The organism is Rheinheimera sp. F8, assembly GCF_001518915.1.
On the sequence record NZ_CP013656.1, the window covers coordinates 1,931,505 to 1,958,016 of the forward strand.

The 26,512-nt window shown below is 51.2% G+C and carries 30 protein-coding genes and 1 riboswitch; of the genes, 17 read left to right on the forward strand and 13 right to left on the reverse strand.

Translation table 11 applies throughout. The annotated features are described in order from the left end of the window. Positions 1-49 precede the first annotated feature (49 nt). The 5 genes from radC to mutM all read left to right on the forward strand — a co-directional run bounded on the left by radC (position 50) and on the right by mutM (position 2,771). Positions 50-724 carry a DNA repair protein RadC gene (gene radC / locus ATY27_RS08710; protein ID WP_208932863.1) on the forward strand — a complete coding sequence of 225 codons (675 nt, stop codon included), beginning with the start codon at positions 50-52 and terminating at the stop codon, positions 722-724. A gap of 165 nt (positions 725-889) precedes the next feature. After that, positions 890-1,126 (forward strand): 50S ribosomal protein L28, encoded by a 237-nt coding sequence (rpmB, locus tag ATY27_RS08715; RefSeq protein ID WP_208932862.1) that lies wholly within the window; start codon positions 890-892, stop codon positions 1,124-1,126. Positions 1,127-1,137: 11 nt separating this feature from the next. Continuing rightward, positions 1,138-1,293, forward strand: a complete 156-nt coding sequence (gene rpmG / locus ATY27_RS08720; RefSeq protein WP_031566726.1) for a 50S ribosomal protein L33 — start codon at positions 1,138-1,140, stop codon at positions 1,291-1,293. 191 nt (positions 1,294-1,484) lie between these two features. Beyond that, positions 1,485-1,949 carry a hypothetical protein gene (locus ATY27_RS08725; protein WP_208932861.1) on the forward strand — a complete coding sequence of 155 codons (465 nt, stop codon included), beginning with the start codon at positions 1,485-1,487 and terminating at the stop codon, positions 1,947-1,949. Between the two features lie 12 nt (positions 1,950-1,961). Continuing rightward, positions 1,962-2,771: a bifunctional DNA-formamidopyrimidine glycosylase/DNA-(apurinic or apyrimidinic site) lyase gene (gene mutM / locus ATY27_RS08730; RefSeq protein ID WP_208932860.1), complete on the forward strand. Its 810-nt coding sequence runs from the start codon at positions 1,962-1,964 to the stop codon at positions 2,769-2,771. A 10-nt stretch (positions 2,772-2,781) separates the two neighbouring features. Here mutM and ATY27_RS08735 read toward each other — a convergent pair whose 3' ends face one another. Together ATY27_RS08735 and ATY27_RS08740 are read right to left on the reverse strand one after the other, a co-directional pair. After that, complete coding sequence (locus ATY27_RS08735) at positions 2,782-4,431, reverse strand: BamA/TamA family outer membrane protein (RefSeq protein ID WP_208932859.1); 1,650 nt, start codon at positions 4,429-4,431, stop codon at positions 2,782-2,784. A gap of 132 nt (positions 4,432-4,563) precedes the next feature. After that, on the reverse strand, positions 4,564-4,899 hold the full coding sequence (locus ATY27_RS08740; RefSeq protein ID WP_208932858.1) for a hypothetical protein: 336 nt from the start codon (positions 4,897-4,899) through the stop codon (positions 4,564-4,566). A 137-nt stretch (positions 4,900-5,036) separates the two neighbouring features. Continuing rightward, positions 5,037-5,133: riboswitch (TPP riboswitch) on the forward strand. 40 nt (positions 5,134-5,173) lie between these two features. Here ATY27_RS08740 and ATY27_RS08745 point away from each other — a divergent pair. Genes ATY27_RS08745 through ATY27_RS08760 form a run of 4 tightly spaced genes read left to right on the forward strand, consistent with a single transcriptional unit; the run spans position 5,174 to position 9,056 of the window. Continuing rightward, positions 5,174-7,315 (forward strand): TonB-dependent receptor, encoded by a 2,142-nt coding sequence (locus ATY27_RS08745; RefSeq protein ID WP_208932857.1) that lies wholly within the window; start codon positions 5,174-5,176, stop codon positions 7,313-7,315. A 21-nt stretch (positions 7,316-7,336) separates the two neighbouring features. Beyond that, on the forward strand, positions 7,337-7,585 hold the full coding sequence (locus ATY27_RS08750) for a YkoF family thiamine/hydroxymethylpyrimidine-binding protein (RefSeq protein WP_208932856.1): 249 nt from the start codon (positions 7,337-7,339) through the stop codon (positions 7,583-7,585). Beyond that, positions 7,582-8,223: a nicotinamide riboside transporter PnuC gene (gene pnuC / locus ATY27_RS08755; protein ID WP_208932855.1), complete on the forward strand. Its 642-nt coding sequence runs from the start codon at positions 7,582-7,584 to the stop codon at positions 8,221-8,223. The genes ATY27_RS08750 and pnuC overlap by 4 nt, the downstream gene beginning before the upstream one ends. Continuing rightward, positions 8,160-9,056, forward strand: coding sequence for a phosphotransferase (locus tag ATY27_RS08760; protein ID WP_208932854.1), 897 nt, complete (start codon positions 8,160-8,162; stop codon positions 9,054-9,056). The genes pnuC and ATY27_RS08760 overlap by 64 nt, the downstream gene beginning before the upstream one ends. Here ATY27_RS08760 and ATY27_RS08765 read toward each other — a convergent pair. Continuing rightward, a complete protein-coding gene (locus ATY27_RS08765) occupies positions 9,030-9,212 on the reverse strand; it encodes a helix-turn-helix domain-containing protein (RefSeq protein ID WP_208932853.1) in 183 nt (60 codons plus the stop codon). The genes ATY27_RS08760 and ATY27_RS08765 overlap by 27 nt on opposite strands. A 243-nt stretch (positions 9,213-9,455) precedes the next feature. Between ATY27_RS08765 and ATY27_RS08770 the strand changes: the two genes are divergently transcribed. From ATY27_RS08770 to ATY27_RS08805, 8 genes are all read left to right on the forward strand, one after another. Continuing rightward, positions 9,456-11,594, forward strand: a complete 2,139-nt coding sequence (locus ATY27_RS08770; protein WP_244151409.1) for a S9 family peptidase — start codon at positions 9,456-9,458, stop codon at positions 11,592-11,594. Between the two features lie 332 nt (positions 11,595-11,926). Further along, a complete protein-coding gene (gene nhaB, locus ATY27_RS08775) occupies positions 11,927-13,495 on the forward strand; it encodes a sodium/proton antiporter NhaB (RefSeq protein ID WP_208932852.1) in 1,569 nt (522 codons plus the stop codon). A 173-nt stretch (positions 13,496-13,668) separates the two neighbouring features. Next, the gene (locus ATY27_RS08780) at positions 13,669-16,470 is read left to right on the forward strand and encodes a monovalent cation/H+ antiporter subunit A (RefSeq protein WP_208932851.1); all 2,802 of its coding nucleotides are present in this window, start codon (positions 13,669-13,671) and stop codon (positions 16,468-16,470) included. Continuing rightward, a complete protein-coding gene (locus ATY27_RS08785) occupies positions 16,470-16,811 on the forward strand; it encodes a Na+/H+ antiporter subunit C (protein WP_208932850.1) in 342 nt (113 codons plus the stop codon). Before ATY27_RS08780 ends, ATY27_RS08785 begins: the two co-directional genes overlap by 1 nt. Continuing rightward, complete coding sequence (locus ATY27_RS08790) at positions 16,811-18,292, forward strand: monovalent cation/H+ antiporter subunit D (RefSeq protein ID WP_208932849.1); 1,482 nt, start codon at positions 16,811-16,813, stop codon at positions 18,290-18,292. Before ATY27_RS08785 ends, ATY27_RS08790 begins: the two co-directional genes overlap by 1 nt. After that, positions 18,292-18,801, forward strand: a complete 510-nt coding sequence (locus ATY27_RS08795) for a Na+/H+ antiporter subunit E (RefSeq protein WP_208932848.1) — start codon at positions 18,292-18,294, stop codon at positions 18,799-18,801. The genes ATY27_RS08790 and ATY27_RS08795 overlap by 1 nt, the downstream gene beginning before the upstream one ends. Then, positions 18,789-19,058 carry a K+/H+ antiporter subunit F gene (locus ATY27_RS08800; RefSeq protein ID WP_208932847.1) on the forward strand — a complete coding sequence of 90 codons (270 nt, stop codon included), beginning with the start codon at positions 18,789-18,791 and terminating at the stop codon, positions 19,056-19,058. Before ATY27_RS08795 ends, ATY27_RS08800 begins: the two co-directional genes overlap by 13 nt. 8 nt (positions 19,059-19,066) lie before the next feature. Further along, positions 19,067-19,402, forward strand: a complete 336-nt coding sequence (locus ATY27_RS08805; protein WP_208932846.1) for a Na+/H+ antiporter subunit G — start codon at positions 19,067-19,069, stop codon at positions 19,400-19,402. A gap of 34 nt (positions 19,403-19,436) precedes the next feature. Here the strand turns inward: ATY27_RS08805 and ATY27_RS08810 are convergent, their stop codons facing one another. The 10 genes from ATY27_RS08810 to ATY27_RS08855 are packed head-to-tail and all read right to left on the reverse strand — an operon-like array spanning position 19,437 to position 26,165. Further along, positions 19,437-19,712, reverse strand: coding sequence for an HPr family phosphocarrier protein (locus ATY27_RS08810; RefSeq protein ID WP_208932845.1), 276 nt, complete (start codon positions 19,710-19,712; stop codon positions 19,437-19,439). Then, entirely contained in the window at positions 19,702-20,559 is an 858-nt protein-coding gene (gene rapZ / locus ATY27_RS08815; RefSeq protein WP_031566769.1) for an RNase adapter RapZ, read from the reverse strand. The genes ATY27_RS08810 and rapZ overlap by 11 nt, the downstream gene beginning before the upstream one ends. Then, on the reverse strand, positions 20,556-21,026 hold the full coding sequence (ptsN, locus tag ATY27_RS08820; protein ID WP_244151408.1) for a PTS IIA-like nitrogen regulatory protein PtsN: 471 nt from the start codon (positions 21,024-21,026) through the stop codon (positions 20,556-20,558). Before ptsN ends, rapZ begins: the two co-directional genes overlap by 4 nt. Positions 21,027-21,037: 11 nt before the next feature. Next, positions 21,038-21,325 carry a ribosome hibernation promoting factor gene (gene hpf, locus ATY27_RS08825; RefSeq protein ID WP_031566773.1) on the reverse strand — a complete coding sequence of 96 codons (288 nt, stop codon included), beginning with the start codon at positions 21,323-21,325 and terminating at the stop codon, positions 21,038-21,040. A 29-nt stretch (positions 21,326-21,354) separates the two neighbouring features. Then, entirely contained in the window at positions 21,355-22,833 is a 1,479-nt protein-coding gene (locus tag ATY27_RS08830) for an RNA polymerase factor sigma-54 (RefSeq protein ID WP_208932844.1), read from the reverse strand. A gap of 49 nt (positions 22,834-22,882) precedes the next feature. Continuing rightward, a complete protein-coding gene (gene lptB, locus ATY27_RS08835) occupies positions 22,883-23,608 on the reverse strand; it encodes an LPS export ABC transporter ATP-binding protein (protein ID WP_208932843.1) in 726 nt (241 codons plus the stop codon). Position 23,609: 1 nt separating this feature from the next. Further along, on the reverse strand, positions 23,610-24,098 hold the full coding sequence (gene lptA, locus ATY27_RS08840; protein WP_208932842.1) for a lipopolysaccharide transport periplasmic protein LptA: 489 nt from the start codon (positions 24,096-24,098) through the stop codon (positions 23,610-23,612). Next, complete coding sequence (gene lptC, locus ATY27_RS08845) at positions 24,085-24,642, reverse strand: LPS export ABC transporter periplasmic protein LptC (protein WP_208932841.1); 558 nt, start codon at positions 24,640-24,642, stop codon at positions 24,085-24,087. Before lptC ends, lptA begins: the two co-directional genes overlap by 14 nt. Next, positions 24,639-25,196 (reverse strand): 3-deoxy-manno-octulosonate-8-phosphatase KdsC, encoded by a 558-nt coding sequence (kdsC, locus tag ATY27_RS08850; protein WP_208932840.1) that lies wholly within the window; start codon positions 25,194-25,196, stop codon positions 24,639-24,641. The genes lptC and kdsC overlap by 4 nt, the downstream gene beginning before the upstream one ends. Continuing rightward, the gene (locus ATY27_RS08855) at positions 25,197-26,165 is read right to left on the reverse strand and encodes a KpsF/GutQ family sugar-phosphate isomerase (protein WP_244151407.1); all 969 of its coding nucleotides are present in this window, start codon (positions 26,163-26,165) and stop codon (positions 25,197-25,199) included. Between the last annotated feature and the right edge of the window lie 347 nt (positions 26,166-26,512).

Consider the following 26,512-nt stretch of genomic DNA (forward strand, 5'->3'; position numbering starts at 1 on the left):
CAGCCAGAAACTGGCCGATAAGATACCACGAACTCAAGGACGAGTAATCATGACCATCAAGCAATGGCCGACGGCCGAACAACCGCGGGAAAAACTATTAAGTTACGGCGCCGGCGCTTTATCCGACGGCGAATTACTGGCCATTTTCCTCGGCCACGGCTGCGCTGGCCTCGATGCGGTGGCGATGTCGCGGCAGCTATTAAACGACTTCGGTGGTGTGCGGGCGTTTTTCGCTGCGCCACGCGGCCAGTTCTGCCGGCACAAAGGGCTTGGCGTGCATCGGTATGTGAAAACCCAGGCGGTGCTGGAGCTGTGTAAGCGCTGTTTATATCAGCATATGCAGCGCGATACGGTGTTCTCTGACCCCGGCATGGTGAAACATTATTTGCAATACAGCATTGGCCTTGAAACGCGGGAAGTCTTTATGACTTTGTATTTAGACAGCCAACACCGGCTGATCAAAGCCGAACCGTTATTTTATGGCACGATAGATGCCTCGCCGGTCTATCCGCGTATTGTAGTTCAGGCTGCTTTAGCGCATAATGCCGCCGCCGTTATTTTGGCTCACAATCATCCATCCGGAGTTGCTGAGCCGAGTCGCGCTGACAGAGCGATAACGGAGCGCCTGACCCAAGCTATGGCTTTGGTCGACATTAAGTTATTGGATCACTTTGTGGTCGGCGACGCCGAGGTCATATCCTTTGCCGAACGCGGCTGGCTTTAAGATCTGAAAGGATCAGCACGATCTATGCGTAAAGTTCAGGCATTATTGCTTGAGTTTTTTTAGCTGATCGTGTATAAATTGCGCCCTTTCAGAAATCCGGGGCATTCTTCTTGGCCAGAAGGATGACGATAGCTCGAGCTGAAGTAATTTTGGAGATTTATTGACATGTCTAGAGTATGCCAAATCACTGGCAAAGGTCCGATGGTAGGTAACCGTCGTTCACACGCCAACAACGCAACTAAGCGCCGTTTCCTGCCAAACCTGCAAACTCACCGTTTCTGGGTTGACAGTGAAAACCGTTTCGTCACGCTGCGCCTGACAACTAAGGCTATGCGTATCATCGATAAAAATGGTATCGATGCCGTTTTAGCTGACCTGCGTAAGCAAGGTCAAAAGGTTTAAGGAATTAGCAAATGCGCGATAAGATCCGTTTAGTTTCTTCTGCTGGTACTGGCTTCTTCTATACAACTGATAAGAACAAGCGCACCATGCCAGAAAAAATGGAAATCAAAAAATTCGATCCTAAAGTGCGCAAGCACGTGATTTTCAAAGAAGCGAAAATCAAGTAATCGGATTTATTTCCAAAAGCAAAACCCGGCCTTGTGTCGGGTTTTGTTTTTTTAGCCTGTGGTAAATCCGCAGCCGTTTGAAATACCTCTCTCTGAAACGATCGCAACACTCGAAGCCAGAGATCAGACAAATTGGCGACTGCAACTCTATCCGGTACACTGCCAGCATCTTCAGGTCATCAACGAATGCTATGCTGAGATTATCCCGTCAATCCTGGAACAATCTGATTATCTTCGGTGTGCTGGCACTGTTTTTCCTGTTTTACATAGCGCCCAGCCATCTGGCTTTTATGTTAAACCGCGACCAGACCATCAGCATCGTTGCGCCGGGTCAAAAACTGCTGCAAGTGCAGTTCCCGCGCGCGACGCTCAAGCAAGCCGGGCCGGCCTGGCGCTTCGAACCGCAACTGGAGCTGCCAGCAGCAGAAACGATTTTGCAGTATTGGCAAGATTTTCAGTTACCTGCCGCAAAAGAGGATGGCCCACAAATTCTGGCGCATGTGTGCCGCGTCTTGCTTTATCAAAGTGGTGAGGCGCAACCGATGCTGTGGCTCATTGCGGTTGACCAACAGCAATGGTATCTGCAGCATCAGCAAGTGTTATTCCCGATCGATCAGGCTACCGCTGACAAGCTGTGCCCGCCTTCTTTACGTTAAACCGGAGTTGTTATGCCTGAATTGCCAGAAGTCGAAGTCTCTCGGTTAGGCATCACGCCACACCTGTCGAACAGAACCATTCGTCGTATTGATGTGCGCCAGCCAATGTTACGCTGGCCGGTGCCGGCAGAAGTGATGAATGTGACGAATGCGCCGGTGCTAAACGTCAGCCGCCGTGCCAAATATTTGCTTATTGAAGTGCCTGGCGGCAGTATTATTTTGCACCTCGGTATGTCCGGCAATCTGAAGATCCTCAGCGCCGATACGCCCACCGGTAAGCATGACCATGTCGATATTGTGCTGGATAACCAGACCTTATTACGTCTGAACGATACCCGTCGTTTTGGTGCTGTGCTGTGGCAAGCAACCGGCACTGATCATCCGTTGTTAACCACTTTAGGGCCAGAACCACTGACGCCTGCGTTTCACGCGGAGCAGTTGTTCTCGCATTGCCAAAAACGCAGTAGCGCCATCAAACTGGTGCTGATGGATAATCATGTCGTGGTTGGCGTGGGGAATATTTACGCCAATGAATCCCTGTTTAAAGCCGGCATCTTGCCGACCAAACCGGCTAATCAACTGACTTTGGCGCAATGCGCAGTGTTGGTCGAAGTGGTGAAACAGATCCTGGCGCAGGCCATCACGCAAGGTGGCACCACGTTAAAAGACTTTAGTCAGGCCGACGGCAAACCGGGTTATTTTAAGCAGGAACTACTGGTGTATGGACGTGGCGGCGCAGCCTGTATCAGCTGCAACAGTCTGCTTGAGGAGATCCGTTTAGGCCAGCGCAGCACGGTGTTCTGCCGGCATTGTCAGGCCTAGCGGGTCGGCATTAAAACGGCTTTTTCGCGATCAGACGCCAGCGCCAGCCGGATAATTCCGGATTGTCGCTGACTGGTTTTGCCAAATCGATACTGATCACACTGCCGCGGCTGGAGTGGCTGGGTAACAGGCGGATGCCGATGCCATAACCGGCCAGATTCTGATCATCGTCCGGGCCTGCCGGTCGCTGCGGATTATCCCAGGCCCGCCCGGCATCAATAAAACCTGCCAATGCCACATCCAGCAACTGATACACATGCCAGTGCGTGATATAGCGGTACTCCAGCGACGCTATCGCGGCTTTATCGCCGGTTTGATAATAAAGCGGGAAGGCGCGCATGCCTTCGTCACCGCCGATGGTCATACGCTGGTCGCGAAACAGGTTTTTACCCACCGACCATTGCAGCTGAGCGATTAGTACTTGTTGTGCCGACAAATGCCGGACATAACGCAACTCGCTTTGAAACAACTGCTGCTCCTGCAACTGGTTACGGTGTAACTGTGAATAGCTGATTTGGCCGACTAACCAGCTGATATCATTGATCTCAAAGTTCTTTTGCACTTTGGCCTGCCAATGCCAGCCGCCTTGGTCTGCGCCCAGGCTTTCCAGCAAGCGACCTAGCCGCAGGGATGCCTGCCAGCCAAAATTGACATCCTCGACCCGGTTCCACAAAAAGAAGTTGGTGAGCTCGCGATAATCCGATTGTAAAAACTCCCAGCTGAGCCAGACCTGAGATAAATCGCGGTTCTCCGGCGGCGGCTGCGTACTGTCGTTGTTCAAATCAAATTTGCGTTCGTCCAGCGTCACACCGGTATTCAGGTGCTGCACACTGTCGCTGTCCCGCCAGAAACTCCAGCCGCTGCTTAATTCGATTAACTGTTGGTTACTTTTGTATTCGTTGTAGACATCTCCGCGGGCATATTCACTGATATCTTTGATTTCTTTGAAAATATCCAGATTGTAGGCGCGCTCGGAAGACAGCCGGTAAAAGGGTTTTGCCAGATTTAGCCGGTAACTTTCACCGTCTGAAGTATCGGCATATTGCATAGTCGTTTGCCAGTGACTGCCACTGATATTGGGGCTATGAAACTGCAGCTTGTAACCATCGCGCTCACTGTCGGTGAAGTATTCAATTTGTGCCTGATTGCCGGTGCCCCACAGGTTATCTTCGGCCAGGCCCAGATTGGCTTTGGTCGCGCCACCGGTGTGGCCGAGAGAAATTCGCGGCAATAGTGACCAGTTGTCCCAGGTTTGTACTGTGACCTGCACGGTCTGGCTGGCCGGACAATAGGCGTAGATAGTGATTTCGGCATGGCGCAAATATCGTCTGGCGCGCAACAGGCGTTCGGTTTCAGCCAGTACGGCTTGGTCCAACCGGTCGCCTTCCTGAAACAACAGGTCTTCACGCAGTGCGGACTCGCTGGTGATCACATGATACTCATTGGCAAAGCGGTGAAACCAGACGCTGTGTTTGTTGTTCAGATCAAAAATGTCGTTACGGGCAAACAGGACTTTAGCGATACGCCAATGTTGTGCCGCAGTGGGCAGGGTTTCAGTTGCAGAGAGTGTGGTGCAGTCCTCTGCAGCCATTGTTTTGCCGCTGAGCGTCAGCAATACAGCCATGCTCAGTAAGATCGGCAGGGATCGGATCCGTCGCATCACAGCTTCCTTGGTTCCGGAACGATGCGGCTCAGTTAATGCGCTTTGACACAGAAATGCAAGAGGGAAGATAAAATTGTGAGAAATAACAAGGAGATCAGCTCTGCCAAATGGCAGAGCTGAGCAGGCGACTTACATTTTGCCGTCTTTTTTCTTCAGTGATTTTAATAATGCGACCTGGCTCGGTGACAGCTTGATCACGCTGCCCGGATAAGCACGACCGGCGGGATAATCCCATTCACGTGGCCGTGATTCTTCAACGATTTTTTTGAAGCTGGCGCAAACTGAATTGGTTGGTTTAGCGCCAAGTTTTTTGGCGTAGGCTTTCAGATATTCGTCTGAGGCGCCTTCATTGGATAACAGGCAATAGCCTTCGGTAGAGTAAACAACTTCTTCTGATTCCTCAGCAAAAGCGATGTTGCTGGTCAGAGCCCCGGCTGCCAACAGGATGATAAGACTTTTTTTCATAGTTTTCCTCTTGTTATAACTGCACGTCAAAAATGACGTTCTGATTAACCCTAGCTGCTGAAAAATATTTTGCCAGCTTGTACCCAGATGAATTTTTCTGATTTCTTGCGACTGTACAGAAAAGCCGCTAAACTGCCGGCCAAACCAAGGGGTGCGAAAGCTGAGATGCCGCAAGGCAAACCCTTAGAACCTGATCCGGGTCATACCGGCGGAGGGATGGTGTGAAAACTTCCAGCTGCGCGCGCATGATCCCGGTCCCAACCGGAGTAAGTTGATGTTACGTGCATTCTCGCCTTTATCTGTCGGTCATTTTTCGTCTGTAACTCTTCAGCGTCCGCCGTTTTTACCGGCGTTATCTGCTATTGCCTTGCTTGTGTCCGGCGCAATACATGCTGAAGAGCAGGCTGTCACTGTGCAGGATGTCGAACGTATTGAGGTGCGTGGGGATTTTCGCCAGACCAATCTGCAAAAACTGCCGGGTAGTGTCGTCGTACTGGGCGAAACCGACATCAAACGCCAATCTGCGCAGCATCTTGATGATTTACTTGCCAATATCGCAAACTTGAACGCGTCCGCCGGCGCGTCGCGCAGTCGTTTTTTACAAATGCGTGGCGTGGGTGAGCGCAGTGAGTTTGTCGATAACATCAATCCATCGGTGGGCTTGCTGGTCGACGGCATCGACTACTCAGCCCTAGGACTGTTGTCGCTGGCCGACACCGCACAGCTCGAAGTATTCCGTGGCCCGGAAGCGACTCGTTTTGGCGCCAATGCACTGGCAGGTATGCTGAACCTGCAAACAGCTGACCCGATGTTTGCCAGCGAAGGTCGCGTACAACTGACCGCTGCGAATTACGACAGCTGGCAGGCCAGCATGACTTTAAATCAGGCGCTGACAGAACAATTTGCTGTGCGACTGGTGGCTGATCAGCAAAAATCTGATGGCTTTATCCGTAACGATTTTCTGCAACGCGAAGACACCAACGGCATCGATGAAACCACGTTCCGCTTGAAAACGCGCTACCAACCGAATCAGGATTTAACACTCGACTGGTTGTGGAACCATCACAACATCGACAATGGCTACGATGCTTTTTCGCTTGATCGTAATCGTACAACCTTGTCAGACCAACCCGGTCAGGATAAACAAGATGTCGATGCCAGCGCGCTGAAATTGCAGTACCAAGGTTTTGCCAGCGTAGATAGCCTGACACAGCTTAGCCTGTTAAAAGCCGACACTGATTATGGTTACGACGAAGATTGGGGTTATGTCGGGTTGCACCCGGATGAATATTCATCGACTGACCAATATTTACGCGATCGCGATTTTCTGAGTCTTGAACAACGGTTCATCAGTAAAAATCAACAAGGTCACAACTGGGTGGCCGGTCTGTATGCCAGCCAGCAAACGATTGATTTAACGCGCTTATATACCTGGCTTGAACAGAATTTTATCAGTGATTTCGAACGGCAGAATCTGGCTGTTTATGCAGAGAATGAACAGCAATTAGCATCAGACCTGACGCTGACTTATGGTGGCCGTTTGGAGCAATATCAGGATGAATATACCGACAATAACGGTATCCGTACTGAAGGTGATGACCAGATGTGGGGCGGCAAACTCAGCCTTGCCTATCAAGTCAGCCCGCTGAGTCAGATTTATGGCTTAGTCTCCAAAGGGTATAAGGTAGGTGGGGTGAATGGGGAAGCCCTGGCTGAAACCCTGAACCCCAAACTGACCGGGTTAAAGGATTTCTTACTCAGCAAAGCCACTTTCGCGCCGGAGCAGCTGATTAACGCTGAATTTGGCGTGAAAGGTCAAAATGCTGACCACACGCTGGTCAGCCGGGTCTCGGCGTTTTACATGTGGCGGGACGATATGCAGCTCAAAGCCTGGATTAATCAAGGTACGAAGTTTGTCGGTTATATCGATAATGCATTTAGTGGCCGCAATTATGGTCTGGAAACCGAAAACCGCTGGCAGCTGACCCCTGCGTTGGTGGCGCATTTCAGTGGTGCTGTGCTGAAGTCGGAGATCCGCGGTTTTGTCACCAAAGGTGGCCTCGATATGAGTGGTCGCGCTCAAGCGCAGGCGCCTGAGTATCAATTCAGTGTCGGCGCCGATTGGTCGCCGCTGGAAGCACTGCAAATTTCGGCGCAGTATGCACACAAAGATGGCTATTACTACTCAGATTCTGAAAACATCCGTGCTTCGCACAGTAATTTGCTGAATCTCCGGGCAAGCTATCAGTGGTCTCAGTGGGAATTGGCACTGTGGAGCCGCAATCTGCTGGATGAAACCTACGGTGTGCGTGGTTTTTATTTCGGTAACGACCCGCGTGATGGTTATACCGACCATTTATATGAGCAATTTGGCGAACCACGCCGGATCGGTCTGACCGCGACTTATCAGTTCTGAATCAATTAAAAGGACATCGTGATGCAACTTTCGATCGAAATCAGTAAATATCCGCTGACCAGCGATTACATCGAGCCTATTAAAGGTTTTATCGAAGAACTGAATAAAGAAGCCGGCCTGCACGTGCTGACCAATACCATGAGCACACAGATTTTTGGTGAATACGATACGGTGATGGCGGCGCTGCAACGCTGTATTCGCTGGTCGTTTGAACGTTATGGCAAAGTGGTGTTTGTCGTGAAGTTCCTGCACGGTGACCTGCGGCCATGATGGAACTGTGGCAGCAGTTGCTGAATCAATGGCAGCTACAGACAGCGCTGGAGCTGATTGCGACAGTGCTGGCGCTATCGTACACAGTGCTGGCGATCCGCCATAGCCTGTGGTGTTGGCCGGCAGCATTGGCCAGTACCGTGCTGACGTTGCAAATCATGCTGAGCGCGAATCTCTACACCGATGCACTGCTGCAGCTGTATTACGCCGGAATGGCGCTGTATGGCTGGTGGAACTGGCAGCAACTGCGCAATCAGAGCGGTCAGGCGCAGCAGGTGGTGGAGTGGCGTGGTTCGCAGCATCTGCTGCTCATCAGTCTGACGGCGGCTGCCGGTTTGTGTCTGGGCTTTGTGATGCAGCAATTCACCAGTACCGATTTTGCCTGGCTTGGTGCGCAAATCAGTTGTTTTGCCGTGGTGACAACCTACCTGGTCGCGAAGAAAGTCGTCTCCAATTGGTTGTACTGGATTGTCATTGATGCGGCTTCTATTTATATGTATCTGCAAAAAGATCTGTATTTTTTCAGTGCGCTTTTTGTTATTTATACGCTGACCGCAGCTTCGGGATATTTCGCATGGCGCAGCAACTACCGGCAACAGCAACTGAACAACGCATCTGGCATCTGTGTCAGCGGCTAGAGTTTTTTGCTAATCATGTGCCGCTGGCATTGCAAAAGCTGGCGGCCAGTAGCACCAATGACAATTATTATGTGCATACCCAGCGTGGTCATTATCTGGTGCGGCACTATAAACCTGGCGTGGCCGGCGTGTGCCGGCAACAGGAACTGCGCTGTCAGCATGCCGCAGCTGCCGTTGGCGTCGCGCCAGCGCCGTTGTGCCTGAACAACCACCAACGCATTCTGATCAGTGATTTTCTGACTCACAGCCGGCATTTTGACTGGGAGCTACACCATACGCATTTATTGCAGCTGGTGGAAAAACTGGTGCGGCTGCACAAGCTGAAAGTGCAGACGCCGGTGTTAGACCCCTTTATCTATCTGCAACAACTGCGCGACAAAGTGTTTAACGATGCCTGGAGTGCGGGTGATGAGCAGGACTGGCAACGACTTCGCACTGCAGCCAGCGCATTCAGCTTATTACCGGGTGACCAGGTGTTGTGTCATATGGATTTGCACAGCGGCAATATTTTGTTGCAGCACCAGCAGTTATGGCTGATTGATTATGAGTATTGCCAGCAAGCCGACAGTGCCTTTGATTTGGCAGCGTTATGTTTGAATCTGCAGCTGAATGCGAAGGAGCAGGAACAATTGCTGAGTCTATATCTGCAATTCCGCCCCCAAGCGCGGCAAGATTTAGCCGAGCGGTTGCAGTTAGCGTCATTGTTATATAGTGGGTTTTGCTGGTTGTGGTACAAATCGCTGGAAGGTGGTGCAGATAAAGCAAAACTGGCGCAACTTACATTACGCCAGTTCCCTTGTCAGCATTCAGATGCCGCCAAGACGCTCAGCTAACACCTTGTAACGCTTCACGTCTTCTTCTTCAAACATCGGTTTGCCTGCAGCATCCTTGTCGGCCGGTACTAATAAATTTTCCCGTGCCAGTCGTTCGACCCGGATATCCTGAATTGATAAAAAAGCCGCTACTTCGGCTACAGTCATTAAAGCCATGATGGTTTCCTGCGTGATGTATCTCAGTAATATAAGCGCAGATATTCTGGTTTGTGAATACTGATTGCCGGAACAGGCGAAATTTAAAACGATTAAGTCGGGAAATAATCCTTAGTTACACTTTATAAGGCGGCCAACGCTGTCGTTTGAGCGCATTCCAGTGGGCAGCCTTGTGTCAAATATGTTAAACAAGCAAAGTTGTAAATGTATGAGCATGAAGCAAAAAAATAACAGGAAGCGAAAATGGCAAATCGACCTCTCTCTCAATGGACCGCACTATTGGGCGCCGGCGCAATGTTAATCAGCGGCATCAGCCAGGCTGGTCAACCAGTGCAGGCTCCCGTGGCGGAACAAATCCCTTATACCGTAAAATCAGCCAACGGCGACCGCGTGGATCCGTATTACTGGATGCGCGATGACAAACGACAAGACCCGAAAGTGTTGGCGCATCTGCAGGCTGAAAACGCCTATTACCAACAATATGCCGATAAGTATCAGGATCTGACCAATAAACTGACTGACGAAATTATTGGCCGCATCAAGCAGGACGACAGTTCAGTGCCGGCGAAAAAAGGCGATTACAGCTTTTATACCCGTTATGAAACCGGCCAGCAGTATCCGGTGTATTTGCGGAAAGTGCTGAAAACCGGCGAAGAACAGGTGCTGCTGGACGTCAACAAAATGGCCGCCGGCAAAGATTTTTATCAGGTCGGTAATTATGCCGTCAGTCCGGATAATAATCTGGTTGCCTATGCCGAAGACACGAATGGCCGCCGCCAATACACGGTGCGGGTTCGCGACCTCAGAACCGGCAAAGATTTACCGGATGTTCTGACCGGCGTAGAAGCGTCGCTGGCGTGGTCATCCGACAGCAAGCATCTGTTTTATATTGAAAAAGACAAACAAACTTTATTAGGCAATAAAATCCGCCGCCATCAGCTCGGTGAAGCGGTGGCCAAAGACGTGCTGATGTATGAAGAAAAAGATACCAGCTTCTACACCGGTATCGGTAACAGCAGTGATGACCAGTTTGTTGTGTTGTGGCTGGGTAGTACGGTGTCCTCAGAGATCCGCGTACTTCCGGCCAACCAGCCAACAGGCGAGTTTAAGGCCATTGCACCGCGCCAGCGCGACTTCAAATACGAAGCGGACCATTTGGGCAAACGCTGGATCATCAGCACTGACTGGAATGCACCGAATAACCGCATCATGGCCGTGTCTGACGATCAAATCGGCGACCGCGCACGCTGGACTGAATTACTGGCGCATGACAAGAACGTGTTTATCGAATCTTTTCAGTTGTTTAACGACTATCTGGCAATTAACGAACGCAGTGAAGGTTTAAACCGCATCCGTGTGTTGCCGTGGCAAAACCCGGCGAAAGCCAGCTATATCAGTTCGGATGAACCTGTGTATGTCGCAGCAACCGATGTGAATCTGGAACAAAACACCGAATGGTTGCGCTACAGCTATACCTCGCTGACCACGCCGAATTCCGTTTATGAAGTGAATTTACGCAGTGGCGAAAAACGTCTGCTGAAGCAACAGGAAGTGTTAGGTGGTTTTGACCGCGCCAACTATCAGACCGAACGGGTCTGGGCTGAAGCCCGCGACGGTACCAAAGTGCCGGTCAGTTTGTTATACCGCAAAGGCTTTAACAAGGATGGTTCAGCGCCACTGTATCAGTACGCTTATGGCTCTTACGGCTCTTCATCTGCGCCAAGCTTCCGCGCCAGCGTGTTGTCATTAGTCGACCGTGGTTTTGTTTATGCCATTGCTCATATCCGTGGTGGCCAGGAAATGGGGCGTCACTGGTATGAAGACGGCAAATTACTGAAGAAAATCAATACCTTCACTGATTACATTGATGTCACCGACTATCTGGTCAAACAGCAGTATGCCGCGAAAGACAAAGTCTTTGGCATGGGCGGTAGCGCTGGTGGTCTGTTGATGGGGGCTGTTGCCAATATGGCGCCGGAGAAATACCGCGCTTTAGTGGCCAACGTGCCTTTTGTTGATGTGGTCACGACGATGCTGGATGAATCAATCCCACTGACCACCAACGAGTTTGATGAATGGGGCAACCCAAAACAAAAAGCCTATTACGACTATATGCTGTCCTATTCGCCTTATGACCAGGTGAAGAAGCAGGCTTACCCGGCACTGCTGGTGACAACAGGTCTGCACGATTCACAAGTGCAGTATTTTGAACCGGCCAAGTGGGTGGCGAAGCTCAGAACTGAAAAAACTGACGCGCAACCGTTATTATTCCGCACCAATATGGAAGCGGGTCACGGTGGTAAATCCGGTCGTTTCTCGCGGATGAAAGAAGTGGCGCAGGAATATGCCTTTATTCTGTCGCTACTGGATAAGAAATCCTGATATATCAGCAATATAAGATGTATAAAACAAAGCCCGGCGTGTTTGCCGGGCTTTTTTTTGCGATGGACTATATAACAACGCACAGATGTTGGTCGGCGACAAGGCTGGTAAACCGGTCGCAAATTTCAGGTTGTATTCACAATTGTCATGGAGCTGCCATAGACATATTTGCTTTAACTCAGGTATAAGAATCTGACGTCGTTGATGTTTTTCGGGACTGGACCGTAATTTACCCTTTGGCAGGGCAGGCGAATCATCTCAGTTACGCTACATTAAACGTTGACGAAACTGCCGTTGAAGATCAAATCAGATAATAACAAGTGAGATCCGCTATGAAACCATCTGGCACTGCGCTGGCGTTGTACACCAATTTTCTCGGGCAATCGCCCAACTGGTTCAAACTAACCATAATTGCCTTTCTGTTTTTGAATCCATTGGTATTTATTCAGAACCCTTATGTCGCCGGCTGGTTGTTGGTGCTGGAATTTATTTTTACGCTGGCGATGGCATTAAAGTGTTACCCATTATTACCCGGTGGCTTGTTAGCAATTCAGGCGATCGCAATGGGCATGACCAGTACTGAAAAAGTCATGCATGAAGTCTCCGTCAATATTGAAGTAATCCTGCTGCTGGTGTTCATGGTTGCCGGCATTAACTTCGTCAAAGATCTGCTGTTGTTTGTGTTTACCAAGTTGTTGTTGCGGGTGAAATCCAAAACCGGCATTTCGCTGGCGTTTTGTGTCATGGCGGCATTTTTATCGGCCTTCCTCGATGCGCTGACTGTGGTGGCCGTGGTGATTAGCGTAGCGGTAGGCTTTTACGCGATTTATCACAAAATATCGTCAGGCAAGACTTTTCTGGATAGTCACGATCACAATGCTGATGGTGAGGTCCGTGAGTTGTCGCGTACCGATTTGGAGAATTTCCGTGGTTTCCTGCGTAACCTGCTGATGCATGCCGGTGTCGGTACTGCCTTGGGCGGCGTAGCGACTATGGTGGGTGAGCCGCAAAACCTGATCATCGCAGAAGCGGTTGAGTGGGGTTTTGCTGAGTTTGCGCTGCGGATGTGTGCGGTCAGTGTACCGGTTCTCATTGCAGGTTTGTTGACCACTGCGCTGGTAGAGAAGCTAAAGTGGTTTGATTTTGGTTACAAAATGCCGGATGCGGTGCGCACAGTGCTGGTTGACTATGATGCACACCAAAGCGCAAAACTGACCGCTTCGGATATCTCCAAGCTTTGGGTACAAGGAGTTATTTCCGTATTGTTGATCCTGTGTCTGAGCCTGCATATTGCGTCGGTTGGCCTGATTGGTCTGATGGTGATTATCCTCGCAACCACTTTTTGTGGTGTCACCGACGAACATGCCATCGGCAATGCATTTAAAGAAGCGCTACCTTTTACCGCCCTGTTGGTGGTGTTTTTTGCCGTAGTCGCGGTAATTATTGACCAGCATCTGTTTACCCCAATCATTACCTGGGTACTGACGTTTGACGGGCAGTTGCAACTGGCAGTGTTGTTTATGGCAAACGGTGTGTTATCAATGGTCAGTGACAATGTCTTTGTTGGCACTGTTTACATCAACGAAGTAAAAGCTGCGTGGGAAGCGGGCCGGATCAGCCGTGAGCAGTTTGAAATGTTGGCTATTGCGATTAATGCGGGTACAAACCTGCCAAGTGTGGCGACGCCAAACGGCCAGGCAGCGTTCCTGTTCCTGTTGACCAGCGCGTTAGCACCGCTCATCCGGCTGTCTTATATGCGGATGGTGTGGATGGCAGTGCCTTATACCATTGTTCTGACGATTGTAGGGTTAGCGGCTACGGTGTTTGTGTTACCGGAAGTGACCCATTATTTCTACAGCGTAGGTTGGATCCATCACTATGTGCCGGGTGCGGCGCATTAATTCAGCGTTTGGATTTGGGCATTCATCGGCCGGAATGCCCTGTTGAGCGATTGGGGGCTTGTTTTCGCCCCCAGCCACCCAGACAAATCAGGATAACTTTTAATCTGTTGTGTGAGCCTGTACCGGGTTTTGACTGCGCATTGCACACACAACCCTGCTAAAGAGGCTATGACATGGTGTCGTTACTCCCCTGGATTTTGTCAGCGCCTCTGATCAGTATTTTACTGCTGCTGTGTGTCCGGCAGCTCAGCCGAAATCAACAAACCGCTGTTGCATTAGCAACGCCATTACTGGGCTTGCTGCTGTTAGCACCGTTGATGCCATCAGTCTTACAGGGCGAGGTGCTGCAACAACAATGGCAATGGTTGCCATTATTGGGGCTGCAATGGACGTTGCGCTTAGACGCACTGGCGCTGCTGTTTGTCCTGCTGATCTTCGGCATTGGCCTGTTGGTGATTTTCTATGCCCGCTATTACCTGAGCCCAAAAGACCCGATGGGCCGGTTTTATGCGTGCCTGCTGCTGTTTATGCAGGCGATGCTTGGCATCGTATTGTCGGGCAACGTTCTGCAACTCTGGCTGTTCTGGGAACTGACCAGTATCAGCTCATTTCTACTCATTAGTTACTGGTCGCATCGGTCTGATGCGCGCAAAGGCGCCCGCCTGGCGCTCACAGTGACGGCCGCCGGTGGTCTGGCGTTGCTGGTCGGCCTGGTGTTGCTCGGGCAGGTTGCTGGCAGTTATCAGCTTGATGTTATCCTCAGTAAAGGATCGGAGATTGTTGCTCATGCCCAATATCCGCTGATCCTGACCTTGGTACTGCTGGGCGCTTTTACCAAATCCGCCCAATTTCCGTTTCATTTCTGGTTACCCAATGCAATGGCGGCGCCAACGCCTGTCAGCGCTTATCTGCATTCGGCGACTATGGTCAAAGCCGGGATTTTCCTGTTGATCCGCTTATATCCGGCACTGGCAGGAACCGATTTGTGGTTCAGTCTGGTGAGTCTCGCGGGATTGCTGACACTGCTGACTGGCGCCTATTTCGCTTTATTTCAGCACGATATCAAAGGCCTGTTGGCTTACTCGACCATTTCGCATCTGGGGCTGATTACCTTGTTACTGGGGTTGGATACTGACCTCGCGACAGTCGCCGCCATTTTTCATATCATCAACCATGCCGTGTTTAAAGCGTCGTTGTTTATGGCTGCCGGTATTATCGACCACGAAACCGGTTCGCGTGATATGCGTAAGATCAATGGTTTATGGCATTTTATGCCAGTAACTGCCAGTCTGGCGATGGTGGCAGCTGCATCAATGGCGGGCGTGCCGCTACTCAATGGTTTTTTATCAAAAGAGATGTTTTTCAGTCAGACCTTGCATCAGAGTGTGCTGGGGTCACTCAGCTGGTTATTGCCGTTGCTGGCGACGGTCGCGGCGATGTTTTCAGTGGCCTATTCCGCCCGCTTTATCCACGACGTATTTTTTAACGGCAAGCCAATAGGTCTCGACAAAACCCCACACGAGCCGCCGCGGTATATGCGGGTGCCGATGGAGATTCTGGTGGCGCTGTGTATTGGCGTCGGTTTATTTCCACAGTGGCTGGTGGGCGATATTTTGCTGGCAGCCTCAACAGCTGCATTGCAGCAAGCGCCGCCGGCTTATAGCCTGGCGTTATGGCATGGGCTGAATCTGCCGCTATTGATGAGTGCAGTGGCGTTTTTTGCCGGCATTGTGCTGTATATCAACCGTAAACAGTTGTTTTTGTTTCAGGCCGGTTTCCAGTCGACATTGGCAATCTATCGCTTTGAAGCGCTGGTACAACGTCTGGTGCACACTTGTCGCCGGATCAGTCAATGGGCCGAGCCCGGTCGTCTGCAGTGGTACATTGCGATCATCCTGTGGGCGATGGTCTTGCTGGCGGGTTATCCGCTGTTGCAACTGACCGATTTACAGGGACCGCGGCCGACGCTGGCTCCGGACCTGCTGACTGCCGCGTTATTACTGGTGATGGTACTGGCTGCTGTTGCAACGGTGCTATGGCAACGACAACGGCTGCTGGCACTGATCATGGTGTCGGTGGTCGGGCTGATGCTGAGTTTGTTGTTTATCCGCTTTTCCGCGCCGGATCTGGCGTTAACCCAGCTGGCCGTGGAGGTTGCGACTGCGGTGTTGCTGATGCTGGCGCTGTATTTTTTACCGCACCGCAGCCAGAAACAAAGCGCACATTCGACCTTATTGCGTGATCTGGTACTGGCTGGCGCTTGTGCCATTGTGATCGGCAGCCTGGCGTATCTGATGCTGACACAACAGGTGGATTCGGTGTCGGCTTATTTTCTGGCCAATGCCAAAAGCGGTGGTGGCGGTACCAATGTGGTTAATGTGATCCTGGTCGATTTCCGTGGTTTTGATACCTTTGGTGAGATCACAGTGCTGGGGATTGCAGCGCTTGGAATTTACAAGTTGCTGACCGGCATTCCCCGGTTTAAACCCAGTGCTGACGCTGATGGCCGTAACTGGGCACTGGATGCGCATCCGTTGTTATTGCGGGTGGTATCTCAGGGCTTATTACCGCTGGCGCTGCTGGTGTCGGTATACATCTTTTTCCGCGGCCACAACCTGCCTGGTGGCGGCTTTGTGGCGGGTCTTGTCACGGCCGTTGCGCTGATATTGCAATACATTGCCCACGGTGTGGATTGGGTCAAACCACGGTTAAACCTGCGGTTTTCCGCGCTGATCGCGAGCGGCATTTTAATTGCGGGACTGACTGGTGCTTTCAGCTGGCTATTTGGTAAGCCGTTTTTAACTTCCTGGTTTGATTATTTCCAACTGCCATTGCTGGGGCAAATTGAGCTGGCCAGTGCGATGGCATTTGATTTAGGGGTTTACCTGACAGTGGTGGGTTCCACGCTGTTGATCCTGGCAAATCTGGGCAAGCTGACAACCAGATATAAACCGGAACATAAGGAGCAAACCTGATGGAATTATTACTGGCGGTGGCCATCGGCCTGCTAACCGGCTGTGGTGTGTTATTACTGCTGCGGGGGCGTACCTTTGCCGTAATGCTGGGCCTGACCATGCTGTCATATGCAGTGAATCTGTTTATTTTTGTCAGTGGTGGGCTGACTACTGGCGCCGGCGCTGTGCTGGGGGCTTCTGCTCGCTACGCTGATCCGCTGCCGCAGGCACTGGTGCTGACCGCAATCGTGATTGGTTTTGCCATGACCGCATTCCTGGTCGTGTTGGCGATCCGTTCGCGGGCCGAGCTTGGGCACGACGAATTGGATAACCAGCGCGCGCCGAAGCGGGGGATGCCCTGATGTCGCATATAGTCATTCTGCCGATTTTATTGCCGGCTTTGTTTGCGGTTTTATTGTTGCTGCAACCGCTGACGGGGGCTGCACAACTGCGACGTAGTTTTAGTGTCGTGGCAATGCTACTGACGTTGTTCGTCAGCTCGATGCTGTTGTGGCAGCAGACGAATGTGCCGGCACAGCATTATTTACTGGGTAACTGGGCGCAGCCGTTTGGCATTTTGCTGGTGGCGGACCAACTGTCGGTGCTGTTTGTCTGGCTGACGTCGCTGTTAGCGCTGGCGGTGACGCTTTACAGTTGCGGTGGCGATGATGAAAAAGGGGCGTATTTCCATACGTTATTGCATTTCTTGTTGATGGGGCTCAATGGAGCTTTCCTGACCGGCGATTTGTTTAATCTGTTTGTATTTTTTGAAGTGCTGCTGATTTCGTCCTACGGCTTGTTAGTGCATGGCGGTGGCAAAAAACGCATCCAGGCGGCGCTGCATTATGTGGTGCTGAATCTGGTCGGTTCGGCGCTGTTTTTACTGGCGCTGGCGCTGCTTTACGCAATGCTCGGGTCTTTGCATATGGCCGACATGGCGCAGCGCATCAGTATGCTGGAGCCGTCGCAGGCGTTGGCAGTGAAAGCGGCGGCGGCACTGTTGCTGATCGTGTTTGGTTTAAAAGCTGCGTTGTTGCCGTTTCATTTCTGGTTACCAGCGGCTTACAGTCAGGCCAATGCCAGTGTGGCGGCGATTTTTGCGGTGATGACTAAAGTCGGTATTTATAGCCTGCTGCGGGTGTTTGGTCTGTTGTTTGGCGCAACAGCCGGTACGCTAAGTGGTTATGGCGATACATTGCTGTGGTGGGGCGGCATGCTGACGATGCTGCTGGCCACGGCGATGGTGCTGGCTGCGGTGGATTTAAAAGGCATGGCGGCGGCGCTGGTATTGTTATCAGCCGGCACCTTACTGACTGCGCTGGGCAGTGGCGTGGCTGAAGTCAAAGCTGCTGCCTTGTTGTATGCCGTTCATTCCAGCTGGATTGGTGCGGTCTGGTTTTTATTGGCCGACCAGATAGGCCAGCAACGCGGTAGTGTCGGCGATCGCCTGGTGCCAGGCCCCAGGCTGGTCCAGGCGCAACTGTATGGTTGGTTGTTTGCACTGAGCGCACTGGTAGTGATTGGCATGCCACCTTTTTCTGGTTTTGTCGCCAAGTTGTGGCTGCTCCAGGGCATGACCAGTCACTCGTCGGGGATGTTGCTGATAGCGGTGCTGTTACTGAGTAGTCTGGCGGTTCTGATTGCATTGAGCCGGGCCGGCAGTATGCTGTTCTGGCGGGCCAACTCAGCGGCGCAGGATTTAAATCCGGCCAGCCGGCTGCCGGTGAGCGCAGTGGCTCTATTATTGTTATCTGGCCTGTCGTTGGTGCTGTGTGGCAACTGGTGGACCCAATTTTGCCTTGATGCCATTGCGCAGCTGCAGGCTGGCGCGGGAGTACACTGATGAAACAGACATTATTTGCCACGCCGTTGCGCAGCGCGTCGTTGCTTTTGGTCTGGTGCGCGCTGCACAACAGTTTCGCACCGCTGATTGTGTTGACGGGCGTTTTGTTGGCACTGCTGATCCCATGGATCAGTCGTGGTTTTCGTGAAACCCAGCCGGCAGTGCGCCGTTATGGCTTGTTGCTGCGGTATCTGCTGATAGTGTTATGGGACATTATCGTTGCTAATTTGCAGGTGATCAAAATCGTACTCGGGCCAAACAGTGCAATGCGGCCAGGTTTTGTCTTACTGCCACTGGACTTGACTGAGCCGTTGCCGCTGACAATTCTGGCTGGCACGATTTGCCTGACTCCCGGCACTGTCAGCGCCGAGCTACTGCCGCGTAATGCAGACAAGCCACAGTTTTTGTTATTACACGTGTTAGATCTACAGGATGAAGCGCGTTTGATCGCGGAGCTGAAACAGCGCTATGAAATGCCGCTGAAGGAGATTTTTGCATGTTCAGTCTGATCCTGATTGGCGTGATGAGTGTGATCGTGTTTGCGCTGCTGCTAAATGGCTTGTCGTTATTGCGGGGGCCGGATCTGGCTGACCGTTTGCTGGCACTGGATACCATGTACATCAACAGTATCGCGTTGTTGCTGGTGTACGGAGTTTACGTATCGACCCAGCTGTATTTCGAAGCAGCGCTGCTGATTGCGATGCTGGGGTTTGTCAGTACAGTTGCGATCTGCAAGTTTATGCTGCGCGGCGATATTATCGAGTAGGAGGCGGGATGAGCATACTGGAGTGGGTGATCAGTGTTTTTTTACTTTTAGGCGCAGTGTTTGTGTTGCTGGGGTCGGTGGCGCTGCTGAAGTTACCAGATTTTTATACCCGGCTACACGGTCCAACCAAAGCCACAACGCTCGGGCTCGGTAGCCTTGTTCTCGCGTCGCTGTTGTATTTTAATCTGCAGCAGCAGACGCTGAGCCTGCAACAACTGCTAATTGCGTTATTTTTGTTTATTTCAGCGCCTGTGACCGCGCATATGCTGATTAAAGTGGCGTTACATCATCAGCTGAAAGCCTGTGACAACGCGCAGGGACAGGACAGAATACCGAAAGACTGAATCCGTAAGGCTGGAATTTAGCTCGGTGAAGGTATCAGTTTTCGTCGAAACCGGCGCGGATCAATGTGGTTACCGCGACCAGTGCCGCTTCAGCCTGTTCACCGCTGGTAACCACATCAACATTTTTGCCCTTGCTGCTCGCCAGCATTAATAACGCCAGCACACTGCTGGCATCGGCGCTGCGGCCATCCTGCTGCAGTTCGATTTTGGCATCAAACTGCATACACAGCTGTGCCAATTTAGTGGCGGCACGGGCATGAAGGCCCAATTGATTGACGATGGTCACAGTGTCTTTAAAACTATTTGCCATGGTGACGAACTAACTCCCGGTGGCGGATTTGTACATCCTCGCGTAAAGCGCGGAAGCTTTCTGCCAAAGACTCAACAATATAAACCGAACGATGTTGTCCACCGGTACAACCGATGGCAATCGTCAGGTAACTGCGGTTATTGCGTTCGAGGTGTGGCAACCAGGTGCTGATAAAGCTGTTGATTTGCCAGGTATATTTAGCGACCACTGGCTGGGCTTCCAGATAATCTTTTACCGGCTGGTCTAAACCGGTCAGTATTTTCAGTTCCGGTTCCCAGTGCGGGTTAGGCAGGAAGCGGGCGTCAAATACAAAATCTGCGTCTTTTGGGATGCCGTATTTAAAGCCAAATGATTCAAATAACATCACCAGACGACCGGTTTTTTGCCCGAGGATCCGTTCGCGTAACTGCTCGGTCAGCTGATGCACGTTCAGTTCGGTGGTGTCGATATACAGGTCAGCGCGACTGGAGATGGGGTCAAGCAGCTGCTGCTCGCGCTGAATCGCTTCATCCAGTGACATCGCCTGATGCGACAACGGGTGTAACCGGCGCGTTTCACTGAAGCGCTTGATCAGACTGGTGTGGTCGGCGTCCAGATACAAGATGGTCAGTTCAACTTTACGTGGCAGGTAAGACAGGATCTCGGTGAGTTCCTCTGGTTCCTGCGGTAAGTTGCGCACATCAATACTGACGGCGACCCGTTCATATTGTCCCATCACCGCATTGGCGAGTGTGGGCAACAAATTGACCGGAATATTGTCAACGCAGTAGTAACCCAAATCTTCCATCACCCGTAACGCGACGGATTTCCCTGAGCCTGACCTGCCGCTGACAACCAATAGTTTCATTTGGGGGTGCCTGTGTCAGCATGGCTGAGCAGCAACTGATACAGAGCCTGATCAGTGCCGGCATGACGGATTTTTCGCGTCAGATCCTTTTGACTAAGCAGACGGGCGATGCCGGCTAACGTCGTCAGATGCGTCTGGCACTGATTTTCCGGAATGAGGATGGCGCAGAAGATATCCACAGCCTGGTTATCAATTGCATCGAACTGGATGGCATCCTGACTGACGACAAACACCAGTACAGGAGTCGTCACGCCTTTGAGCTTGCCATGTGGAATGGCAATGCCACCACCGATGCCGGTAGAGCCAAGCTTTTCCCGCGCCATCAGCGCTTCGAATACAGTGGACTCTGGCAATTCCGGCATATGCTGGTGTGCAAGCTCCGCGATGTACTCAAGGATGCGTTTTTTACTATTAAAAAGGACCGCACTTTTTGTGCAGTCCTCCGACAACATTGAGCTTAGGTTCATAAATCCAGAGTTCAGTGACGAGAAATTTTCTCTTTGTGTTTGATGACCTGACGATCCAGTTTATCGATCAACAGGTCAATCGCGGCGTACATGTTATCATCTTCACACTGCGCAAACACCTCTCCGCCGTTTAAATGCAGTTTGGCTTCGGCGATTTGTTTTAACTTCTCGACATTGAGCACGACATGCACATTGTTGATATGGTCAAAATGTCTCTCAAGCTTGGCAAATTTGCTGTCTACATATTCTCTCAGTGCTGCAGTAATTTCTACATGACGACCAGTTAGATTAATTTGCATAGACATTTCCTTCTTAGGTGAGCACTTACTTAGAGCAAGCTCTTACGTTGATTAGACGGCGGAATATAAAGAGATTCCCGATACTTGGCGATGGTACGCCGCGCGACGTTTATCCCCTGTTCCGACAGGATCTCGGCCATTCTGCTATCACTGAGCGGTTTGGCCGGATTTTCCGCCGCCACCAATTTCTTAATAAAGGCACGGATCGCGGTTGACGAACATTCGCCGCCGCTCTCTGTACTGACGTGACTGGAAAAGAAGAACTTAAGTTCAAAAATTCCGCGCGGGGTATGCATATATTTCTGGGTGGTGACCCGGGAAATCGTTGATTCGTGCATGCCGACCATCTCTGCCACATCATTCAGCACCATCGGCTTCATGGCTTCTTCGCCGTGTTCAAAAAACGCCTGTTGTTGCTGAACGATACAGTTGGCCACTTTTAATAACGTTTCGTTGCGACTCTCCAGACTCTTCAGGAACCACTTGGCTTCCTGCAGATGCGAGCGGATAAACTGGCTGTCTGATGAATTGCGTACTTGTCGCGACATCGCCGCGTATTGTTCATTAATTCGGATCTTCGGAAAGGCATCGGGATTCAGTTCGACCATCCAGCGGCCTTTAACTTTCTTCACCGACACGTCCGGCACCGTATACTGCTGTTCCTGCCGGATCACATCCGCGCCAGGGCGGGGATTCAGGCTGTGGATGAGTCGCATTACTTCACGCAGATCATCTTCTTTCAGTTTAGACACGCGCATCAGAGAACGGAAATCACGATTGGCTAAATATTCGCTGTGATGCTTAATTATTTCGCAGGTTTCTTTCAGGAACGGTGTATGCGGGTCAAACTGGCGCAACTGAATCAATAAACATTCCTGGATCGTGCGGGCACCCACACCAACCGGGTCAAAAAGCTGGATCCGTTTCAACACGGCTTCCACTTCGTCCGCTTCGATGTCATCAAGGCCCAGCGATTCGAGCACGTCCTCACAGCTGATAGTCAGCAGGCCGTTTTCGTCGATGGCTTCGATAATAATTTCGGCAATGGCACGGTCCGTTTCGCTAAACGGCGTCAGCTGCATTTGCCAGCGCAGATAATCCTGTAAGGTTTCCGTGGTTTCGCCCTGGAACACGGTATCTTCGTCAGGTGAGCCTGTACCGGAAACCGGGGCTGCACTGACCAGGTCGTCCCAGTTGCTGTCGAGGGGCAAATCTTCTTTGATGTTCTGTTCGGTCATCGACTCGCTGCTGTCCGGTACTTCTGGTTCAGCATATTCATCAGCGCTGTTATGTTCAGGTGCAGGGTCAGTATTCTGCAATTCATTGCCGCTGGGGGCTTCGGAAAAACTAAATTCATCTTCGGCTTCAAGCAGGGGGTTGGCATCCAGTGCTTCCTGGATTTCCTGTTGCAATTCAATGGTCGACAGCTGAAGCAGCTTGATGGCTTGCTGCAGCTGAGGCGTCATTGTTAGTTGCTGTCCAAGCCGAAGTTGTAAAGATGGCTTCATGTACTTCTTGTCACTCCTGACGACCAGCTGGGGACTGGTTTTTTGCTAACTATAGCCTGAATTGATCACCGAGGTATACATCTCTGACTTGCTGGTTGGCCAATACCTCAGCCGGTGTACCAGAGGCGATCAGCTCCCCATGACTGACGATATAGGCGATCTCACAAACATCAAGGGTCTCGCGGACATTATGGTCGGTAATTAACACACCGATGCCACGATTACGCAGGTGCTGAATGATTTTTTTGATGTCGAGCACTGAGATTGGGTCTACACCGGCAAAGGGCTCATCCAGCAGAATGAATGCCGGATTGGCCGCCAATGCCCGGGCGATTTCGACGCGACGCCGTTCGCCACCGGACAGACTCATGCCCAGACTGTTGCGGATATGGGTGATATTAAATTCATCCAACAGTTCGTCGGCAGTTTGTTCGCGCTGATCTTCGGTCAGATCTTTGCGGATTTGTAAGATTGCCATCAGGTTCTCAAACACCGTTAATTTACGGAAAATCGAGCTTTCCTGCGGCAGATAACCAATCCCCTGCCGGGCGCGGGCATGGATCGGATCAAAAGTGATGTCATTACCGCCCAAAGTGATTTGGCCTTTGTCAGACGGCACCAGGCCTACAATCATATAAAATGTGGTGGTCTTGCCGGCGCCATTTGGACCTAATAATCCAACAATCTGGCCGGCACCTACTTCCAGACTGACGTCTTTGACTACCTGGCGGCCTTTGTAACTCTTCGCCAGGTGCGCAGCAACAAGCTTTTTCACCCTATTTTCCTTCAGAGGTAAAGATAGTTGTGACCCGTTCTTTGCCTTTTTCACCTTCGGCACTGAGTTGTTGTTTCAACAGGTCATATTCAATTTTGGCGCTTCGTACCAGGCTGCCACTCTGGGTGATTTCCGCTTTACCGGTCAGGGTCAGCACCCGGGTCGCCATGGCATAACGAATTTCTTCGGCGCTGGCCTGGATCGGTTTGTCACCATCCAGCACTTGTGAGTACACCGCAGGTTGCCCAACAGCGATGAATACTTCTTTACCTTCTCCGGCGGAGCGATCGACTGTCAGCTTTTCCGCTTTAATCAATAAAGTGCCTTGTTTGACGATGACATTGCCGGAGTAAACCAGCATTTGCTGTTTCAGGCTGGCTTCGTTGCGGTCCGCGTTGACTTCAATAGGTTCGCTGAAGTCGGTTGTTTTTGCTGTAGCGGTTATACTGATTAGCAGCAGGCACAAACAACCCAGCTTATTGATTTTCATGTTGATATACCGTCCCCTGATGCTTGAACAGGCGCAATTTTTGCGCGGCTAAATCAGCTTGCAGACCCTGACCATGGATTTGAAAACTCTGGCCCAGTACCAGTACCGGATGGTCGGTTTGCAGCATTTGCGTATCGAGCAGCATTTCCAGCTGTTCGGTCTGAATTTGTTTAAACATTTCGTCAGAATGCAGGTTATCCACCTGGACATTCTGCTCCAGAATGACCTTATTATCCTGATAAAACACGCCCTGGGCACTGCTGATTTGCCAACGCGGCTGCCGATCTTCATACAGCGTGTAGGCCGGTTGTTCAAACTGGATCTGACCCAGCTGTTCAAAATGTGCCATCTGCGCGGCTTTGACCTGACCGGACAAATTGCCGTCTTTATCAAAACTGCGCCGGGTTAGCTGGTAGGCAACAAAATCCGGTACCAGTTCACGTTCGACTGGTTTTTGCTTTGGTTCATCAGCCGCTTCAATCCAGCTGTATAACACTGTGGCGCCGGTGAGTACCAGAAATAACCAGAACAATTGCCTGATCATGTGCTGCTTCCTGAAAAATTACCAAACTTGTGCTGAGAGAGTAATAACAGGTCACAAAGTTCGCGTACAGCGCCAAAACCACCCGGCAAGCTGGTCGTCAGAGTCGCCCGCTGGCGCAACAATGGATGCGCATCAGCGACGGCAACAGACAGACCCACATGTTGCATCACGGCCCAGTCAGATAAGTCATCACCTATGTATGCGATGTGTTGATCGGCCAGCATCATCTGCTGTTTTAATTGCTGATATGCCGGCATTTTATCTTCCTGGCCCTGAAAAATATGCTGTACCGTCAAAGCCTGCATACGTTTTTCGACGATCAATGAACGTCGTCCGGTAATAATAGCCACTTCAATGCCGGCCTGGCGCAGTGCTTTGACGCCGTAACCATCGCGTGTATGAAACGCTTTCAGTTCTTCGCCGTCGTTACCCAGATAAATACGGCCGTCGGAAAAAACTCCGTCAATGTCGCAAATTAACAGTTTGATCTGGCTTGCTTTTTCTTCTGCTTCGGCGCTTAAAGGCTGATAAAGTTCTCGATAACCCAATGTCATTCAGAGCACTCCTGCGCGCAATAAATCGTGCATGTTCAGTGCGCCGACCGGCACTTTGTTGGCATCGACGACCATCAGGGCATTAATTTTCTTTTGCTCCATAATTTTCAGCGCCTCAGCGGCCAGCAGCTCTGACCGGATTGTGACACAGTTCCGCGTCATCACGCTGACAATCAGCGTCTGATGAATGTCAATGCGCTGGTCAAGGATCCGCCGCAGGTCACCATCGGTAAAAATGCCGGCTAGTTGACCTTGCGCATTTAATACCCCAGTCATGCCGAGGCCTTTACGGGAAATTTCCAGCAGTGCGGCTGAAATGGTCGCTTGCTCGTCAACCAGTGGAATTTGATTGCCATCGTGCATCACATCACTGATGCGCAGTAACAGACGCCGGCCGAGACTGCCGCCCGGATGGGACAAGGCAAAATCATCAGCGGAAAAGCCCCGGGCTTCCAGTAAAGCAACGGCGATAGCATCACCCAATGCCAGCGCTGCGGTGGTGCTGGCAGTTGGGGCCAGACCAAGCGGGCAGGCTTCCTGTTCGACGCGGGCACACAAATGTATATCCGCCAGCTTTGCCAGTGTGGAGTCCGGGTTACCAGTCATCGCGACAATCGCAATACCCTGGCGTTTGAGTACCGGCAGTAACTTCAGAATTTCTTCGGTTTCACCGGAATTAGATAAGGCCAGCACCACATCGGCTTGGGTGATCATGCCGAGGTCACCGTGACTGGCTTCGCCCGGATGGACAAAAAAGGCCGGTGTACCTGTTGATGCCAGCGTGGCGGCAATTTTATTGCCAATATGGCCGGATTTGCCCATACCACTGACAATGACCCTGCCGCGCGTATTGAAGAATAAATGGCAGGCATCATTAAAGCTTTGATCTATATATATTTTAAGGCCAATGATTGCCTTAGCTTCGATATCCAGCACCCGCGTGGCGGTCTCGCAAAAATTCGTGCTCACCCCAATCCTCCAGCCCATTCGTGCCTGACACCACAGCTCTATTAAGCTGATATTCAGTTAACGCCGGCAAAATGCGAATTATAAGCAAATGCAATCAGCCAAAAGCTGAAAGCAGGCGTTGATAACGCAGCATTTTCCAGTTTCTGTCCGGTAATTGCAAAAAAACCTGAACCGATGGCCGTATTCAAGCAGCACAAGCTTGTTGCGATGACAACTTTTCAGCAGCTGATAAGTGGCCAGTGCCACACTTGTCGGAGCTACCGGTGAGGTAAAGGCCGACAGTTCTAAATTCTGCAACTGATAATTACAATTTTTCAGAGCGACGCCGGTGCTGAATGCGGTTAAAA

Bases quoted from the DNA above. Each gene is read 5' to 3' on its own strand.
- radC (WP_208932863.1), top strand. From the start codon at position 50: ATGACCATCAAGCAATGGCCGACGGCCGAACAACCGCGGGAAAAACTA.
- rpmB (WP_208932862.1), top strand. From the start codon at position 890: ATGTCTAGAGTATGCCAAATCACTGGCAAAGGTCCGATGGTAGGTAAC.
- rpmG (WP_031566726.1), top strand. From the start codon at position 1,138: ATGCGCGATAAGATCCGTTTAGTTTCTTCTGCTGGTACTGGCTTCTTC.
- ATY27_RS08725 (WP_208932861.1), top strand. From the start codon at position 1,485: ATGCTGAGATTATCCCGTCAATCCTGGAACAATCTGATTATCTTCGGT.
- mutM (WP_208932860.1), top strand. From the start codon at position 1,962: ATGCCTGAATTGCCAGAAGTCGAAGTCTCTCGGTTAGGCATCACGCCA.
- ATY27_RS08735 (WP_208932859.1), bottom strand. From the start codon at position 4,431: ATGCGACGGATCCGATCCCTGCCGATCTTACTGAGCATGGCTGTATTG.
- ATY27_RS08740 (WP_208932858.1), bottom strand. From the start codon at position 4,899: ATGAAAAAAAGTCTTATCATCCTGTTGGCAGCCGGGGCTCTGACCAGC.
- ATY27_RS08745 (WP_208932857.1), top strand. From the start codon at position 5,174: ATGTTACGTGCATTCTCGCCTTTATCTGTCGGTCATTTTTCGTCTGTA.
- ATY27_RS08750 (WP_208932856.1), top strand. From the start codon at position 7,337: ATGCAACTTTCGATCGAAATCAGTAAATATCCGCTGACCAGCGATTAC.
- pnuC (WP_208932855.1), top strand. From the start codon at position 7,582: ATGATGGAACTGTGGCAGCAGTTGCTGAATCAATGGCAGCTACAGACA.
- ATY27_RS08760 (WP_208932854.1), top strand. From the start codon at position 8,160: ATGGCGCAGCAACTACCGGCAACAGCAACTGAACAACGCATCTGGCAT.
- ATY27_RS08765 (WP_208932853.1), bottom strand. From the start codon at position 9,212: ATGGCTTTAATGACTGTAGCCGAAGTAGCGGCTTTTTTATCAATTCAG.
- ATY27_RS08770 (WP_244151409.1), top strand. From the start codon at position 9,456: ATGGCAAATCGACCTCTCTCTCAATGGACCGCACTATTGGGCGCCGGC.
- nhaB (WP_208932852.1), top strand. From the start codon at position 11,927: ATGAAACCATCTGGCACTGCGCTGGCGTTGTACACCAATTTTCTCGGG.
- ATY27_RS08780 (WP_208932851.1), top strand. From the start codon at position 13,669: ATGGTGTCGTTACTCCCCTGGATTTTGTCAGCGCCTCTGATCAGTATT.
- ATY27_RS08785 (WP_208932850.1), top strand. From the start codon at position 16,470: ATGGAATTATTACTGGCGGTGGCCATCGGCCTGCTAACCGGCTGTGGT.
- ATY27_RS08790 (WP_208932849.1), top strand. From the start codon at position 16,811: ATGTCGCATATAGTCATTCTGCCGATTTTATTGCCGGCTTTGTTTGCG.
- ATY27_RS08795 (WP_208932848.1), top strand. From the start codon at position 18,292: ATGAAACAGACATTATTTGCCACGCCGTTGCGCAGCGCGTCGTTGCTT.
- ATY27_RS08800 (WP_208932847.1), top strand. From the start codon at position 18,789: ATGTTCAGTCTGATCCTGATTGGCGTGATGAGTGTGATCGTGTTTGCG.
- ATY27_RS08805 (WP_208932846.1), top strand. From the start codon at position 19,067: ATGAGCATACTGGAGTGGGTGATCAGTGTTTTTTTACTTTTAGGCGCA.
- ATY27_RS08810 (WP_208932845.1), bottom strand. From the start codon at position 19,712: ATGGCAAATAGTTTTAAAGACACTGTGACCATCGTCAATCAATTGGGC.
- rapZ (WP_031566769.1), bottom strand. From the start codon at position 20,559: ATGAAACTATTGGTTGTCAGCGGCAGGTCAGGCTCAGGGAAATCCGTC.
- ptsN (WP_244151408.1), bottom strand. From the start codon at position 21,026: ATGAACCTAAGCTCAATGTTGTCGGAGGACTGCACAAAAAGTGCGGTC.
- hpf (WP_031566773.1), bottom strand. From the start codon at position 21,325: ATGCAAATTAATCTAACTGGTCGTCATGTAGAAATTACTGCAGCACTG.
- ATY27_RS08830 (WP_208932844.1), bottom strand. From the start codon at position 22,833: ATGAAGCCATCTTTACAACTTCGGCTTGGACAGCAACTAACAATGACG.
- lptA (WP_208932842.1), bottom strand. From the start codon at position 24,098: ATGAAAATCAATAAGCTGGGTTGTTTGTGCCTGCTGCTAATCAGTATA.
- lptC (WP_208932841.1), bottom strand. From the start codon at position 24,642: ATGATCAGGCAATTGTTCTGGTTATTTCTGGTACTCACCGGCGCCACA.
- kdsC (WP_208932840.1), bottom strand. From the start codon at position 25,196: ATGACATTGGGTTATCGAGAACTTTATCAGCCTTTAAGCGCCGAAGCA.